Here is a 14,210-nt window from a genome sequence, read left to right on the forward strand (position 1 = left end):
GCCCCCGATGTTCACGTGCGGTAGACGGTCATCCCGTCGAGGTCGTCCTTGGACAGCCGGCGCATGAGGTAAAGGCCCTCCAGGGCGAACTCCAGCGCCGCCGCCGCGTGCCCCGGCGACTCCTCGCCCTCGCCCATGCCCAGCCGCGACATGATCTTGGCGAGGCCCTCGACCGGGCCGATGCGGCGCAGCAGCTCGCCGGCCGGCACCAGCGCGCCGGACTCCACCTGGTTGCCCTGGGCGAACTTGTCGGTCAGCGCCGACAGGTCCATCCCGCCCAGCCGGCTCCGGAACGTCTCGGCCGTGGCCCGGCGCAGCAGGTGGGCGAGGATTTCGGTCTCCCGGCCCTCCTCGCTGACCTCGAACTCCACCTTGCCGCGCAGGCTGTGGACCACGCAGGGCAGGTCGCACACCCGGGTGACCGGCCGCTCCTCGCCGGTGATCGCGGCCCTGCGCACGGCGGAGGCGGCCGCGGTCTCGGCGGCGGCGATGGAGAAGCGCGCCGAGACGCCCGAACGGGCGTCGACGGAGGTGGACTCGCGGACCAGGCGGGTGAACCGGGCGATGGTCTCGACCAGGTGCTCCGGCACGTCGGCCCCGATGTCGGGCGTCGACTCCTGCCGGATCAGCGCCAGCTCGTCCTCGACCGTCAGCGGGTAGTGGGTGCGCACCTCCGCCCCGAACCGGTCCTTCAGCGGCGTGATGATCCGGCCGCGGTTGGTGTAGTCCTCCGGGTTGGCGCTGGCGATGAGCAGGACGTCCAGCGGGAGCCGCAGGTTGTAGCCGCGTACCTGGATGTCGCGCTCTTCCAGCACGTTGAGCAGGGCGACCTGGATGCGCTCGGCCAGGTCGGGCAGCTCGTTGACGGAGAAGACGCCCCGGTTGGTGCGCGGGACCAGCCCGTAGTGGACGGTCTCCGGGTCGCCCAGCCGCCGCCCCTCGGCGATCTTGATGGGGTCGACGTCGCCGATCAGGTCGCCCACGGACGTGTCGGGCGTCGCCAGCTTCTCGCCGTAGCGCTCGTCCCGGTGCTTCCACGCGACGGGCAGCTCGTCGCCCAGCTCCTCGGCGAGGGCGCGGCAGCGCGTGCAGACCGGCGCGTACGGATGGTCGTTGATCTCACAGCCCTCGACGACCGGGGTCCACTCGTCGAGCAGCCCGGTCACCGTGCGGATCAGCCGGGTCTTGCCCTGGCCGCGCTCACCGAGGAGGACCAGGTCGTGCCCGGCGAGCAGCGCCCGCTCGAGGTGGGGCAGGACGGTGTCGTCGAAGCCCACGATGCCTGGAAAGCGGGGCTCGCCCGCCCTCAGCCTGGCCAGCAGGTTCTCGCGGACCTCTGCTTTCACGGTGCGATGAACGTGACCGCTTTCTCGCAACTCGCGGAGATTTAGAGGCTGATGCACGGGATCGAGACTACGTCCCCCGGCACGAATGCGGCAGAGGTTTCGCGTCCGGCGCAGATTACGGATCTTGAGGATTGAGTGACGCGTTGTGTGCGTGCTTGTTCCTTTAGTGGGGAGAATCGGAGCCTAGGGAACTTGGAGCTGCCGAGGGAGGCGGGAAGCGTGGCCCTGATGACGAGCCGCTTCGCGGACGGCCTCGCCGTGGGTGCGGACCTTGAGGAGATCGCCGAGCGCGCCGTCGGGCAGGCGCTGTCACGACTCGGCGAGCAGGCCGACCTGGTCTGTTTCTTCATCTGCGGCGACGACCCCGACGACGTCGCGAGAGCCGGGCAGCGGGCGATGGCGCTCGCCCCCGACGCCCACGTGATCGGCTGCAGCGCCACGGGAGTGATCGGCGGCGGGCAGGGGGTCGAGCTGACGCCCTCCGTCAGCGCCTGGGCGGCCACGCTCGGCGAGGCGCGGCTGACGACCTTCGCGCTGGAGACCCTGAACGCCGAGGACCGGTTCGTGGTGGTCGGCCTGCCGGACCGCAACCCCGACGACCACGTGGCGATCCTGCTCGCCGACCCCTACTCGTTCCCGACCGACGCGTTCGTCGAGCGCTCGGCCGACGTGCTCGGCGACCTCCCGCTGATCGGCGGCCTGGCCAACGGCGTCGGCGGGCGCGGCTCCGTCCGGCTGTTCGCCGACGGCGAGGTCTACACCGAGGGCGCGATCGGCGTCGTGCTCAGCGGCCCCGTGCGGATCCGCACCGTGGTCAGCCAGGGCTGCCGTCCCATCGGTCCGTCCATGGTCGTCACCCGCGCCGAGGACAACCTCCTGCTGGAGCTCGCCGGGCAGCCCGCCCTGGCCCGCCTGGAGGACATCGTCAGCGAGCTGGACGAGGACGACCGCGAGCTGGTGGCCGCCGGCCTGCAGATCGGGATCGCGATCGACGAGTACGCCGAGCGCCACGAGCGCGGCGACTTCCTCATCCGGGGCGTGATCGGCATCGACCCGGAGCACGAGGCCGTGGCCATCGGCGACATCGTGGAGGTCGGGCGTACCGTCCGCTTCCAGGTGCGCGACGCCGCCACCGCCGACGAGGACCTGTACGACCTGCTCGACGCGCACAAGGCCGAGTTCGGGCAGGCGGACGGCGCGCTGCTGTTCTCCTGCAACGGGCGGGGCTCGGCCATGTTCGGCAGCGCCGACCACGACCCGGTGGCGCTGCGCGAGACGCTCGGCCCGATCGGCATGGCCGGCTTCTTCGCGGCGGGGGAGGTGGGACCGGTCGGCGGCCACAACCACGTGCACGGCTTCACCGCGTCGGTGCTCGTCTTCTCGTCGGGGGCGGCGGGCGGCGCGTGATCCTCGCGATCGACGTCGGCGGCACCAAGCTGGCCGCCGGGTTGGTCGGTCACGACGGGGCGGTGCTGGCGGCGCGGCGCGTCGCGACCCCGCAGGGGGCGGACGCCGAGACGCTGTGGAAGACGCTCTCCGGCCTCGTGGAGTCGCTGGTCGCGCCGGGCGCCCTCGTGAGCGCGCGCGGCCCTCTGACGGGTGCGTTCGACGGGTCGGTGGAGTTCACCGGGCCGGTCGAGGGGGTCGGGGCCGTGGGGTTTCCCGGGCCGGTCGAGGGGGTCGGGGTCGGGTGCGGCGGGCCGATGCGGTGGCCCGCGGGCGAGGTCTCGCCGCTCAACATCCCGGGGTGGCGGGGGTTCCCGTTGCGCGCCCGGCTGGCCGAACGGTTCCCCGGGGTGCCGGTACGCCTCCACAACGACGCGGTCTGCGTGGCCGTGGCCGAGCACTGGCGGGGCGCCGGCCAGGGTACGCGCGACATGCTGGGGATGGTCGTCTCGACCGGGGTGGGCGGCGGGCTCGTGCTGGGCGGCCGGCTCATGGACGGCGGCACCGGCAACGCCGGGCACATCGGCCACGTGGTCGTGCAGCCCGTGGACGGCCCGCCGTGCGGGTGCGGGGGGCGGGGCTGCCTGGAGGCGGTGGCCCGTGGACCGGCGCTGACGGCGTGGGCGCTGGCCCGCGGCTGGGTCCCGGGCGGCGGCGTACCGGCGGACCTCCCGGGACGTCTGGGGGACGGGAAGAGACGTCCCGCGGACGTGGAGGGACCGCCCGGGGAGCGGCCGGGACGTCTCGGACGTCCCGGAGAACGTCCTGAGGACGTCGCGGGACCCCGGGGACGCCGAGAGGGACCTCCTGAGCACGTGGGCGAACGTCCCGGACACCGAGGGGGACCTCCTGAGGACGTGGGCGAACGTCCCGGACGCCGAGGGGGACGTCTTGAGGACGTGGGCGGACCTCCTGGACGTCGAGGGGGACGTCCTGAGGACGTCGCGGGACGTCCTTGGGGACGCGGAGGACGTCGGGGAGACGGTGAAGGACGTCCGGGACGCCTCGGGGGACGTCCCCGGGACCTGCCGAGACGTCCTCAGGACGTCCCGGGGAGGGCGTACCGGGAGGAGCGCGAGGTGACCGCGCGGACGCTCGCCGCGGACGCGCGGGCGGGCGACGAGGTGGCGATGGCGGCCATGCGGCGCGCCGGGCACGCCCTCGGCGTCGCGATCGCCTCCGCCACGCACCTGTGCGACCTCGACCTCGTCACGGTCGGCGGCGGCGTGGCGCAGGCCGGTGAGCCGCTGTTCGGGCCGCTGGAGGAGGCGTTGCGCGCGCACGCCCGGATGGGGTTCGCCCGGCGGGTCAGGGTGACGCCCGCCGCGCTCGGGCAGGACGCCGGGCTGGTCGGCGCGGCGGCGCTCGTCCTCGCGGGCGACCGTTACTGGTCGAGCCCCCAGGTCGCGGCCAGCCGCTCGGCCACGGCCTCCTGCCTGGGCCGGTAGACGGCGAAGAACCGCCTGCCGCACTCCAGGTCGTCCAGGGCGGCGGCGATCTCCCGGCGCAGGTACGGCTTCGCGAGGCGCGCGGGGAGCGCCGGGGGCGCCTCGGCCGACACGTCCACGACGGCGGACGGCCGTCCCCCCGCTTCGACGGTGCCGCGGCCGGTCCTGGTGGCGTCGCGGCGGCCCTTGAGGTCGTCGCGGCTGCCCCGCAGGTCGCCCCGGCCGACCTCGCGCTCGCCCTGGCCGTCCTTGTGGCGGCGCGCCGCGGCCTCCTCCAGGGTGTCCTTGAGGGCGGTGAACCGGTCGAGCTCCAGGGTGGCCAGCTCGGTCGGCGCCGTGGTGTCGATCTTGTACCCCTTGCCGGTCAGGCAGGTGGCGTACGACCCCGCCAGGCCCATCAGCTGCGGGTCGGTGTCCAGCTCGTTCTTCCAGGCCAGCCGGAGCGCCCGGAGGTACTTCCTGCGCAGGTGGGCCGCGTCGGTGACGTCCCGGCCGAGGGTCTGCCTGATGGTGCTGACGTAGCACTCGGCGCCGGCCGCGGCGTACGCGTCGGCGGAGCTGCCGTCCGTCCCCCGCTCGCGCGCGGGGGGAGTGCCGGGCTCGACGGCGACGGGCGTCCCGACGGCCGGGGGCGTGCCCGCCGGGCTGTCGGGCACGTGCGCCTCCATGGTGGGGGTGCCGATGGCGGGCGGCTCCGGTGCGCGGGTGGGCGCGGGCGCGGCGGTGGAGACGGCGGGCCGTTCGGAGGGGTCGGTCGCGAGCAGCGGGTCGGCGCCCGGGAGGGCCGCCGGCGGCGGAGGCGTCTCCGGGACGTACGCCAGCGGGTCCTCCGGGTGGACGAGCGCGGCGAAGACCCCGAAGCCGTACCGCGCCCGGTACTCGCGCATGGCCGCGTAGTCGCCCGAGCGGCGCCGCAGCTCGTCGGCGGCCGGCGGCGCGGGGGTCCCCGGCGCGGCCGGCGTGTACGCCAGCCCCCGCCCCTTCATGCACGCGGCCATGACCTGCTGCTGCCGCCCCAGCACGCCCGGCGCCGGAGGCGGGGCCGGCACGCCGCACCCGGTCGCCACGACGCCCGCGACAGCGACGCCCAGGAGGGCCACGATCTTGCGCATGACGGCCAGGGTAGAGGCTCCCGCGCCCGGCGGATCCCGCGCGAACCGCGTGTGTGAGCCGCAGGCGCACGTGACGGCGGCCCACCGGCGGGTGATTCGTGGCATACGTCACTCCTGTCAGGCTTGTAACGCTTCCGCGGGCTCCTTCCAAGCAGGGGTGTAGATCGACGAAGGGAGCATGGCCGGTGCGTCGCAAACAGGCGGAGATCGCCACGGATCCCGTGGCCTTCGAAGCCTTCTACCGGCGGCACGTCGACGCGATCACTCGCTTCCTCGCCCGCCGGGTGGAGGACCCGCACACGGTCGCCGACCTGGTCGCCGAGGTGTTCGTGGCGGTGCTCGACTCCGCCCACACCTACCGGGAGAGCCGGGGCAGCGAGATCGCGTGGCTGTACGGCGTGGCGCGGAACACGCTCTCGGCCGAGCGGCGCCGCGCGTTCAGGGAGTCGAGGCTGGCCGACCGCGTGAGCGGGCGGCGGCTGCTGGACTCCGACGACGTGGCCCGCCTGGAGGAGCGGATCGACGCGGAGAGCAGGGCCAGGCGGGCCTTCGAGGCCATAGCCGGGCTGCCGGAAGGGGAGCGCGCCGTGCTGGAGCTGGTCGCCATCGACCAGCTCACCGTCACGGAGGCCGCGCAGGCCCTCGGCATCCGGCAGGGGACCGCCCGGGTCAGGCTGCACCGCGCTCGCCGCGTGCTGCGCGACGTCCCCCTCGTCATGGAAGGAACCACAGGATGAGTTTCGAGGAGCGCCTGCTGATGGAGCTGAAAGCCGAAGTCGCCGCCCGCGGGGCGGAGCACCGCCGCCGGGTGACCGTCCGCCGGCTGTTCGCGGGGACGGCGGTGGCCGGGCTGGCCGCCGCCGCGGCCGTGGCCGTGCCGCTGCTGACCGGCACCGAGTCGCCCGCGTACGCGGTGACCAAGAACACCGACGGCACGATCCGGGTCCAGATCAAGGAGTTCAGGGACGCCGACAAGCTGGAGGCGGACCTGGCGCGCATGGGCGTCACGGCCGACGTGACCTATCTCAAGCCCGGCACCTGGTGCAAGGCGGACAGGGGCCACGTCGCGGGAGGCGAGGCCAAGAAGCCCGAGGACTGGGACAAGTCGATCTCCGGCCGGGCCGTGCGCCACCGCAAGGCGGGAGTGGACATCGACCCCAGGTACATCGGGAAGGGCCGCACGCTGGTGCTCATGTACACCGAGAACGAGGACCAGACCTCCGGGCCGGAGAAGCCGCGGGCGCTCTGGCAGTACGCCGGCCTGGTGATCGAGGGCCCGGTCAAGCCTTGCGTCGTGGTGAAGGACCCGAGCTGGGACGACGTCGACGGCGGGGGTCAGCCGCCGGCCGGCAGCTGACCCCGCGCGCCGTCACGTCTCGGGACGGCTGGACTGGAAGAGCCAGGCGTCGAACAGCGTGTCGAGCTGCTTGCCCGACAGCCGCTCGGCCAGCGCGACGAACTCGGGCGTGGTGGCGTTGCCGTACTTGTGGTCGGCCACCCAGGTGCGCAGCAGCCGGAAGAACGTCTCGTCGCCGATGGCGCGGCGCAGCACCTGCAGCGTCATGGCACCGCGCCGGTAGACGGACTGGTTGAACAGGTCGCCGGGCTTGGCCCGTCCCGGCGGGTACTTCCAGATCGGGTCGTTCTTCACGGCGTACTGCCGGCGGAACAGCGCCTCGGCCGTGGCCCCGCCGGTGTGCTCCGACCACAGCCACTCGGCGTAGGTGGCGAAGCCCTCGTTGAGCCAGAGGTCCTTCCAGCGCTCGATGCTGACGCTGTCGCCGAACCACTGGTGGGCCAGCTCGTGGGCGATGATGCTGGTGTCGGGGTCGAAGCCGCCGTACATCGGCTTGGTCTGGTTCTCCAGGGCGTAGCCCGCGGAGAAGTTGTCGACGACGCCGCCGGTCGCGGAGAACGGGTAGGGGCCGAAGACCTTGCTCCAGTAGTCGGTGACCTCGCCGGAGACGCGGTAGAGCTTGCCCAGCGCGTCGTGGTAGGTGGGGTCGACGGCGGCGACGTTGGGGATGCCGCCCGGGGTCCTGCCCTGGCGCAGCTCGAACTTGCCGAGCGTCGCCGTGGCGAGGTAGGTGACCATCGGGTGGGTCTCGCGCCACGTGAACGTGGTGCGCCCGCCCGGTGCGGCCGTCTTGCCGGTCAGCTCGCCGTTGGCCAGGGCGGTCAGGCCCTTCGGCACGGTGATCCGGAAGTCGAAGGTGGCCTTGTCGGCCGGGTGGTCGTTGTTGGGGAACCAGGTCTTGGAGCCGGACGGCTCGGAGGCCACGAACGCGCCGTCGGTCGTCGGGATGAAGCCGTAGGTGCCGAGGTTGGCCGGGTCCTTGACCGGCTTGGGCTCGCCGGCGTAGGTGACCTTGACCGTGAAGCGGGCGCCCTTGACGAGCGCCGTGGCCGGGGTGATGACCAGCTCGTCGCGCTGACGGTCGAAGGCGGCCTTGGCGCCGTCGACGGTGACCTCGCTGACCTCCAGGCCGCGCAGGTCGAGGTTGAAGCGCGACAGCGCCTGGGTGGCCGTGGCGTCGATCGTCGTCACGCCGTCGAGGTGCTTGGTGGCGGGCGTGTAGCCGATCGTGACGCCGTAGTGGCCGACGTCGTAGCCGCCGTTGCCGTCGAGCGGGAAGTCGGCGTCGCCGATGCCGGGCGCCCCCGCGCCGGTGTCGGCGACGGGGGCGGGTCTGCCCTTGCCGGAGGCCGCCGGGGTGGCGGCGGCGCCGTCGCTCGGCGCGCAGGCGGGCAGGGTCAGGAGCGCGACCAGCGCGGCGGTCGCCTGGCGGGTGAACCTCATCGGAGTCGCGCTCCCCCTTCGTAGCGTGACACGTAGCTTACGCGGTGTCACGAGCGCGCGGGGAGCCCCGCGGCCTCGGCGCGGTCACGCTCGGACCTCTCAGAGGTTACCCCGGCGGTCCTGCTCGCGCTCGATGGCTTCGAACAGCGCCTTGAAGTTGCCCTTGCCGAAGCCCAGCGAGCCGTGCCGCTCGATCAGCTCGAAGAACACGGTCGGCCGGTCCTGCACCGGCTTGGTGAAGATCTGCAGCAGGTAGCCGTCCTCGTCGCGGTCCACCAGGATCCGGCGCTTCTTGAGCTCCTCGATGGGCGCCCGCACCTGACCGATCCGGGCCCGCAGCTCCGGGTCGTCGTAGTACGAGTCGGGCGTGTCGAGGAACTGCACGCCGGCCGCGCGCATGTGGTCGACCGTGGTGAGGATGTCGTTGGTGGCCAGCGCGATGTGCTGGACGCCGGGGCCGCCGTAGAACTCCAGGTACTCGTCGATCTGCGACTTCTTGCGGCTGACGGCCGGCTCGTTCAGCGGGAACTTGACCTTGCGGGTGCCGTCGGCCACGACCTTGGACATGAGCGCGGAGTACTCGGTGGCGATGTCGTCGCCGACGAACTCGGCCATGTTGGTGAAGCCCATGACGCGGCGGTAGAACTCCACCCACTCGTCCATCTTGCCGAGCTCGACGTTGCCCACGCAGTGGTCCACGGCCTGGAACAGGCGGCCGTTCTTGACCGCGGGCGCCGCGACGAGCGGCTCGGCGGGCTCGTAGCCGGGCAGGTAGACGCCGCCGTAGTTGGACCTGTCCACGAGCGTGTGGCGGGTCTCGCCGTAGGCGGCGATGGCGGCCAGCGTCACCTTGCCGCGCTCGTCCTCCACCGTGTACGGCTCGACGAGCCCCCGCGCGCCGTGCCGTACGGCGTGGGCGTAGGCGGACTCCACGTCGGGCACGTCCAGGGCGAGGTCGATCACGCCGTCGCCGTGCTCGGCCACGTGCCGGGCCAGGTCGGTGCCCGGCCGGATCGAGGAGCGCAGCTCGAACCGGGCCGAGCCCGAGGTCAGGACGTAGGCGACCTCGTCGCGGCTGCCGTTCTCCGGCCCGCGGTAGGCCACCAGCCGCATGCCGAAGGCGGTCGAGTAGTAGTGAGCGGCCTGCTTGGCGTTGCCGACGGCGAACACCACGGCGTCCATGCCGTTAACCGGAAAGACATCAGTCATGCCATTAAATCTCGACTTATCTGGTCTGGTTGTGCAAGAGTTGCTTGGATCAGTGGACAATCTGCCCAGTGAGTCAGCGAAAACGCCGGAGTTCCTGTACACCATGACGATCGACGATCTCGACGCCCGCCTCATCGGGCTGCTCGCCGCCGAGCCGCGCCTCGGCGTGCTGGAGTGCTCGCGCCGCCTCGGCGTGGCCCGGGGCACCGTCCAGGCCCGGCTCGACCGCCTGCTGGCCAGGGGAGTGATCACGGGGTTCGGGCCCGACGTGTCGCCCGCGGCCCTCGGCTACACCGTCACGGCGTTCGTCACGCTGGAGATCAGGCAGGAGGCCGGGCACGATCCGGTGTCGCACGGCCTCGCGCGCATCCCCGAGGTGCTGGAGGTCCACACGATCACCGGCGGCAGCGACCTGCTCTGCCGGGTCGTGGCCCGCACCAACGCCGATCTCCAGCGGGTCATCGACCAGATCGTGGACGTGCGGGGCGTGCGCCGGACCTCGTCCGTCATCGCCCTGGACACGCCCGTTCCCTACCGGGTGCTCCCGCTGGTGGAGGATGTCCCGCGCCACGGCGGGCACCAGTACGTACGATCCCCGTAGGGACGAGGCATCGTCGCCCGTCGTCTAACCTTGACGTTCGCCCAGCATACGGGGGTTTGCGAGGTGCGGAGCGGTGGTGGGATGGTCAAGCGGAGACGTCGGATCCTCAAGCGGTTGCTGATCGCCGGGGGTGCCGGACTCCTTCTCGCGATCGTCGCGTTCGGCATCGCGTACGCCATGACGCCGATCCCCGACAGCACCCAGAAACAGGCCACGGCCCAGGGCTCGGTCATCTACTACCGCGACGGCAAGAGCGTCCTCGCCCGGCAGGGCGTGGACCGCCGCCTCGTCGAGCTGGCCCAGGTGCCCCAGCACGTGCGCGACGCGGTCATCGCGGCCGAGAACCGCTCCTTCTACGAGGACGCCGGCGTCTCGGTCAAGGGCACCGGCCGCGCCCTGTGGTCCACGCTCACCGGCCAGCAGCTCCAGGGCGGCTCCACCATCACCCAGCAGCTCGTGCGCAACTACTACAGCGGGCTCAGCCAGGAACGCTCCATCACCCGCAAGATCAAAGAGATCATGATCTCGATCAAGGTGGACCAGTCCAAGCCCAAGGACTGGGTGCTGGAGCAGTACCTCAACACCATCTACTTCGGCCGCGGCGCCAACGGCATCCAGGCGGCCGCCCAGGCGTACTTCGGCAAGGACGTCGGCAAGCTCACCGTGGCCGAGGGGGCCTACCTCGCCTCGGTGATCCAGCAGCCCAGCCGTTTCGCCGACCCCAAGGGCGCCGACCTGGAGGCCGCTCAGACCCGCTGGCGGGCCGTGATCGAGGCGATGCGCCAGACCGGCACGCTCGGCGCCCAGGAGGCGGCGGCCCAGACGTTCCCCACGCTGAAGGCGCCGAAGAAGCCGTTCGTGCTCAGGGGCCAGGCGCAGTACATGCTCGACCAGGTCACCGCCGAGCTCAACCGGCGCGGCTACAGCGACGAGGACATCAACAGCGGCGGCCTGCGGGTCGTCACCACCTTCGACAAGAAGCTCATGCAGGCCGCCGAACGGGCCGTCAAGGACACCGTGCCCGCCGCCACCCCGAAGGCCGTGCGCACCGGTCTCGCGGCCGTCGACCCGGCCACGGGCGAGATCGTCGCCTTCTACGGCGGCAACCCCAAGCTCACCGGGTACGACAACGCCTTCTCGGCCAAGGTGCCCGCCGGCTCCACGTTCAAGGCGTACACGCTGGCCGCCGCGCTCAACAACGGCTACGACCTGTCCACCCAGGTCAACGGCAACTCGCCGATGCGCGTGGCCTCCGACCCCACGCACCCGATCCCCAACGACGGCGGCCGCTCGTACGGCACGATCGACCTGGTGCGGGCCGCCCAGAACTCCGTCAACACGGCGTTCGTGGACCTCGGCCAGAAGGTCGGCCTGGACAAGGTGGCCGCCACCGCCGAGGCGGCCGGCATCCCCGCCGCGCAGCTCCAGCCGCACCAGGCCGCGGCCACGTTCCCGCTGGGCGTCGCCTCGGTGAGCGCCGTGCAGAACGCGTCGGGCTTCTCCACCTTCGCCAACAAGGGCGTCCACGTGGAGGCGCACGTGGTCAAGTCCGTCACCGACGGCAAGGGCGTCAAGAACGTCGTCAAGCCCGCGTCCCGGCAGGTGATCGGCGAGCAGGCCGCCGCCGACACCACCTACGCCCTCCAGCAGGTCGTCAAGTACGGCACCGGCACCGGGGCCCGGCTCGACGACCGCCCGGTCGCCGGCAAGACGGGCACCACCGACGAGTCGAAGTCGGTCTGGTTCAACGGCTTCACGCCGCAGCTCGCGGTCGCCGTCGACATGTTCCGCTCCGACAACAAGACGGTCACCATCCCCGGGTACGGCGTGCAGTTCGGCGGGCAGCTCCCGGCGCAGGTGTGGCGGGCGTTCATGACCGAGGCCATGCGCGGCAAGCCCGTCGAGGAGTTCCCGGAGCCGTCCGACTACGGCTACCGCGACCCCTACACCTCGCCGTACGCCGACCCGTACGGGCAGCGCGACCCGCGCGTCCCCGACGACAACGGGGACTCGCCCGCCCCCCAGCCGAGCGGGCCCCCCGAGACCACGCAGCCCGAGTTCACCGAGCCGCCGCAGACGCGGCGGCCGGACGAGCAGGGCCCGCCGGACCTGCCGGACGACGGCGGCGGCTTCACCCAGGAGCCGCAGACCCCCGACGGGCCGCCCGACGACCAGGGCGGCCCCGCGAGGACCCCCTTCGGCTAGCCGGCGGCCTCGAGGCCATCCCGCGGCCGACCGGCGGCCCTGAGGTCTCCTTCGCACAGGCCTGCGGCCCCGGGGTCAGCTTCCGGACAGCTCGCGGCGCAGCTCCTCGGGGGTGGTGACCGGCATGCGGCAGGTGAACCCCCGGCACACGTACGCCGCGGGCGCCCCGCCCACGAGCCCGCGCCCCTCCAGCAGGGCGGGGCCGTCCTGCGCGGCGTCGGCCCCGGGGCTCCCCAGGGCCACGACGAGGCCGGGCGCGTCCGCCAGCAGCGCCTCGTGGTGCAGCGCCCGCGTGCGCGCGTCGTCCGGCGGCCCCACGACCGCCACCTCCACCGGCCCGTCCAGCGCCGCCCGGGCCACCGCGAGCCCCCAACCGGCGAAGCGCGCGTGCGCGCCGGCCAGCACCGACACGGTGCCGAGCGCCGCGTGCGCGGCCTCCCTGTGCCGCTCCGACCCGGTCAGCGCCGCGTACGACAGCAGCGCCCCCGCGGCGGCGTACTGCCCCGACGGCGTGGCGTTGTCCGTGGGGTCCTGGGGTCGCTGGAACAGCCGCTCGGCGTCGTCGGCGGTGTCGAAGAACCCGCCGGTCCCGTCGGCGAAGCGGGCCAGCACGGCGTCGAGCAGTGTGCCGGCCGCCCGGAACCAGCGGGTGTCGCCGGTGACGCCGTGCAGCGCGATCAGACCCTCGGCGACGTTCGCGTAGTCCTCCAGCACCCCCGCGTTCGTCCCGGCCCGGCCGTCGCGCGAGGTGCGCAGCAGCCTGCCGTCGCGCAGGTGGACGCGGTCGAGCAGCGTGGCCGCGCCCACCGCGGCCTCGACCAGGTCGGGCCGGTCGAACACCGCGCCGGTCTCGGCCAGCGCCGCGACGGCCAGGCCGTTCCAGGAGGCCACGACCTTGTCGTCGCGCCCGGGGCGCACCCGTCTCTCCCGGGCGGCGAGCAGCCGGGCGCGCACGGACGCGAGGCGCTCGGCGTCGTCCGGGTCCTCCAGGAGCTGGAGCACCGACGTGCCGTGCTCGAACGTGCCGGTGACGGAGAAGACCCGGGCCGCCCAGGCGCCGTCGTCCGCGCCGAGCACCTCGGCGAGCTGCTCCGGCGTCCAGACGTAGAACCTGCCCTCCTCGCCCTCGCTGTCGGCGTCGAGCGCCGAGGCGAAGCCGCCCTCGGGCGTGCGCATCTCCCGCAGCAGCCACTCGGCGGTCTCCAGCGCGACCCGCCGGGCCTGCTCGCCCCCGCCGGCCTTCCACCAGTGGGTGTAGACCCGCAGGAGCAGGGCGTTGTCGTAGAGCATCTTCTCGAAGTGCGGCACGACCCACCGCGCGTCCACGCTGTAGCGGGCGAACCCCCCGCCGAGCTGGTCGTAGATGCCGCCCCGCGCCATCGCGTCGAGCGTCTTGCCGCTCATCCCCCGCTCGCCCGAACGCAGCAGGAACTCCAGCACCATCGACGGCGGGAACTTGGGCGCCCCGCCGAAGCCGCCGTGCGCCGGGTCGAACGAGGCCCGCAGGTCGTCCATGGCCCGCTCCAGCGTCTCGGCCGTGGGCAGCGGCCCGCTGGGCAGCGTCGTCTGCGAGGTGAGCGCCGAGACCACCTGGGAGCCCTGCCGCAGCACCGCTTCGCGCTTGCCGGTCCACGCCTCGTGCACGGCCGCCAGCAGCCGCTGGAAGTCGCGCCGCGGGAAGTACGTGCCGCAGTAGAACGGATGGCCGTCAGGGGTGGCGAACACGGTCATGGGCCAGCCGCCCTGGCCCGTCATGGCCTGGGTGGCGCCCATGTAGACGGCGTCGACGTCGGGCCGCTCCTCGCGGTCCACCTTGACGTTGACGAAGTTCGCGTTCATCAGCCGGGCCGTCTCGGCGTCCTCGAAACTCTCGTGCGCCATGACATGGCACCAGTGGCACGCCGAGTAACCGACGCTGACCAGCAGCGGCACGTCACGCCGCCGCGCCTCGGCGAACGCCTCCTCGCCCCACGGATGCCAGTCGACCGGATTGTCCGCGTGCTGGAGCAGGTACGGGCTCGTCGAGTCCTTCAAGCGGTTCAT

General features: G+C 72.9%; 11 protein-coding genes. 6 read left to right on the forward strand and 5 right to left on the reverse strand.

All coding sequences use genetic code 11. The features are described from left to right. Positions 1 to 11: 11 nt before the first annotated feature. Complete coding sequence (locus HT134_RS25840; protein ID WP_376768111.1) at positions 12 to 1,433, reverse strand: sigma 54-interacting transcriptional regulator; 1,422 nt, start codon at positions 1,431 to 1,433, stop codon at positions 12 to 14. A 141-nt stretch (positions 1,434 to 1,574) separates the two neighbouring features. Here HT134_RS25840 and HT134_RS25845 point away from each other — a divergent pair, with 141 nt between their 5' ends. Together HT134_RS25845 and HT134_RS45970 are read left to right on the forward strand one after the other, a co-directional pair. Next, positions 1,575 to 2,753 (forward strand): FIST signal transduction protein, encoded by a 1,179-nt coding sequence (locus HT134_RS25845; RefSeq protein WP_175603119.1) that lies wholly within the window; start codon positions 1,575 to 1,577, stop codon positions 2,751 to 2,753. Next, positions 2,750 to 4,240 carry an ROK family protein gene (locus HT134_RS45970; protein WP_312888426.1) on the forward strand — a complete coding sequence of 497 codons (1,491 nt, stop codon included), beginning with the start codon at positions 2,750 to 2,752 and terminating at the stop codon, positions 4,238 to 4,240. Before HT134_RS25845 ends, HT134_RS45970 begins: the two co-directional genes overlap by 4 nt. Here the strand turns inward: HT134_RS45970 and HT134_RS25860 are convergent. Beyond that, a complete protein-coding gene (locus HT134_RS25860; protein WP_175603023.1) occupies positions 4,177 to 5,352 on the reverse strand; it encodes a hypothetical protein in 1,176 nt (391 codons plus the stop codon). The genes HT134_RS45970 and HT134_RS25860 overlap by 64 nt on opposite strands. Positions 5,353 to 5,537: 185 nt before the next feature. On the opposite strand from HT134_RS25860, the gene HT134_RS25865 reads away from it, so the two are divergent. Together HT134_RS25865 and HT134_RS25870 are read left to right on the forward strand one after the other, a co-directional pair. Beyond that, positions 5,538 to 6,089 (forward strand): RNA polymerase sigma factor, encoded by a 552-nt coding sequence (locus tag HT134_RS25865; RefSeq protein WP_175603024.1) that lies wholly within the window; start codon positions 5,538 to 5,540, stop codon positions 6,087 to 6,089. After that, positions 6,086 to 6,709, forward strand: a complete 624-nt coding sequence (locus HT134_RS25870; protein WP_175603025.1) for a hypothetical protein — start codon at positions 6,086 to 6,088, stop codon at positions 6,707 to 6,709. Before HT134_RS25865 ends, HT134_RS25870 begins: the two co-directional genes overlap by 4 nt. Positions 6,710 to 6,721: 12 nt before the next feature. On the opposite strand, the gene HT134_RS25875 is transcribed toward HT134_RS25870, so the two are convergent. Next, positions 6,722 to 8,152, reverse strand: coding sequence for a M1 family metallopeptidase (locus HT134_RS25875; protein WP_175603026.1), 1,431 nt, complete (start codon positions 8,150 to 8,152; stop codon positions 6,722 to 6,724). A gap of 99 nt (positions 8,153 to 8,251) precedes the next feature. Beyond that, positions 8,252 to 9,361 carry a 4-hydroxyphenylpyruvate dioxygenase gene (hppD, locus tag HT134_RS25880; RefSeq protein ID WP_175603027.1) on the reverse strand — a complete coding sequence of 370 codons (1,110 nt, stop codon included), beginning with the start codon at positions 9,359 to 9,361 and terminating at the stop codon, positions 8,252 to 8,254. A gap of 103 nt (positions 9,362 to 9,464) precedes the next feature. Here hppD and HT134_RS25885 point away from each other — a divergent pair, with 103 nt between their 5' ends. Beyond that, complete coding sequence (locus HT134_RS25885; RefSeq protein ID WP_175603028.1) at positions 9,465 to 9,962, forward strand: Lrp/AsnC family transcriptional regulator; 498 nt, start codon at positions 9,465 to 9,467, stop codon at positions 9,960 to 9,962. Between the two features lie 81 nt (positions 9,963 to 10,043). After that, entirely contained in the window at positions 10,044 to 12,167 is a 2,124-nt protein-coding gene (locus tag HT134_RS25890; RefSeq protein WP_175603029.1) for a transglycosylase domain-containing protein, read from the forward strand. A gap of 75 nt (positions 12,168 to 12,242) precedes the next feature. Here HT134_RS25890 and HT134_RS25895 read toward each other — a convergent pair whose 3' ends face one another. Beyond that, positions 12,243 to 14,210 (reverse strand): thioredoxin domain-containing protein, encoded by a 1,968-nt coding sequence (locus HT134_RS25895; RefSeq protein ID WP_246365302.1) that lies wholly within the window; start codon positions 14,208 to 14,210, stop codon positions 12,243 to 12,245.

Source organism: Nonomuraea rhodomycinica, from assembly GCF_013363995.1.
Lineage (GTDB): Bacteria > Actinomycetota > Actinomycetes > Streptosporangiales > Streptosporangiaceae > Nonomuraea > Nonomuraea rhodomycinica.

Bases quoted from the DNA above. Each gene is read 5' to 3' on its own strand.
- HT134_RS25845 (WP_175603119.1), top strand. From the start codon at position 1,575: ATGACGAGCCGCTTCGCGGACGGCCTCGCCGTGGGTGCGGACCTTGAG.
- HT134_RS25860 (WP_175603023.1), bottom strand. From the start codon at position 5,352: ATGCGCAAGATCGTGGCCCTCCTGGGCGTCGCTGTCGCGGGCGTCGTG.
- HT134_RS25870 (WP_175603025.1), top strand. From the start codon at position 6,086: ATGAGTTTCGAGGAGCGCCTGCTGATGGAGCTGAAAGCCGAAGTCGCC.
- HT134_RS25875 (WP_175603026.1), bottom strand. From the start codon at position 8,152: ATGAGGTTCACCCGCCAGGCGACCGCCGCGCTGGTCGCGCTCCTGACC.
- hppD (WP_175603027.1), bottom strand. From the start codon at position 9,361: ATGACTGATGTCTTTCCGGTTAACGGCATGGACGCCGTGGTGTTCGCC.
- HT134_RS25885 (WP_175603028.1), top strand. From the start codon at position 9,465: ATGACGATCGACGATCTCGACGCCCGCCTCATCGGGCTGCTCGCCGCC.
- HT134_RS25890 (WP_175603029.1), top strand. From the start codon at position 10,044: ATGGTCAAGCGGAGACGTCGGATCCTCAAGCGGTTGCTGATCGCCGGG.
- HT134_RS25895 (WP_246365302.1), bottom strand. From the start codon at position 14,210: ATGAACCGCTTGAAGGACTCGACGAGCCCGTACCTGCTCCAGCACGCG.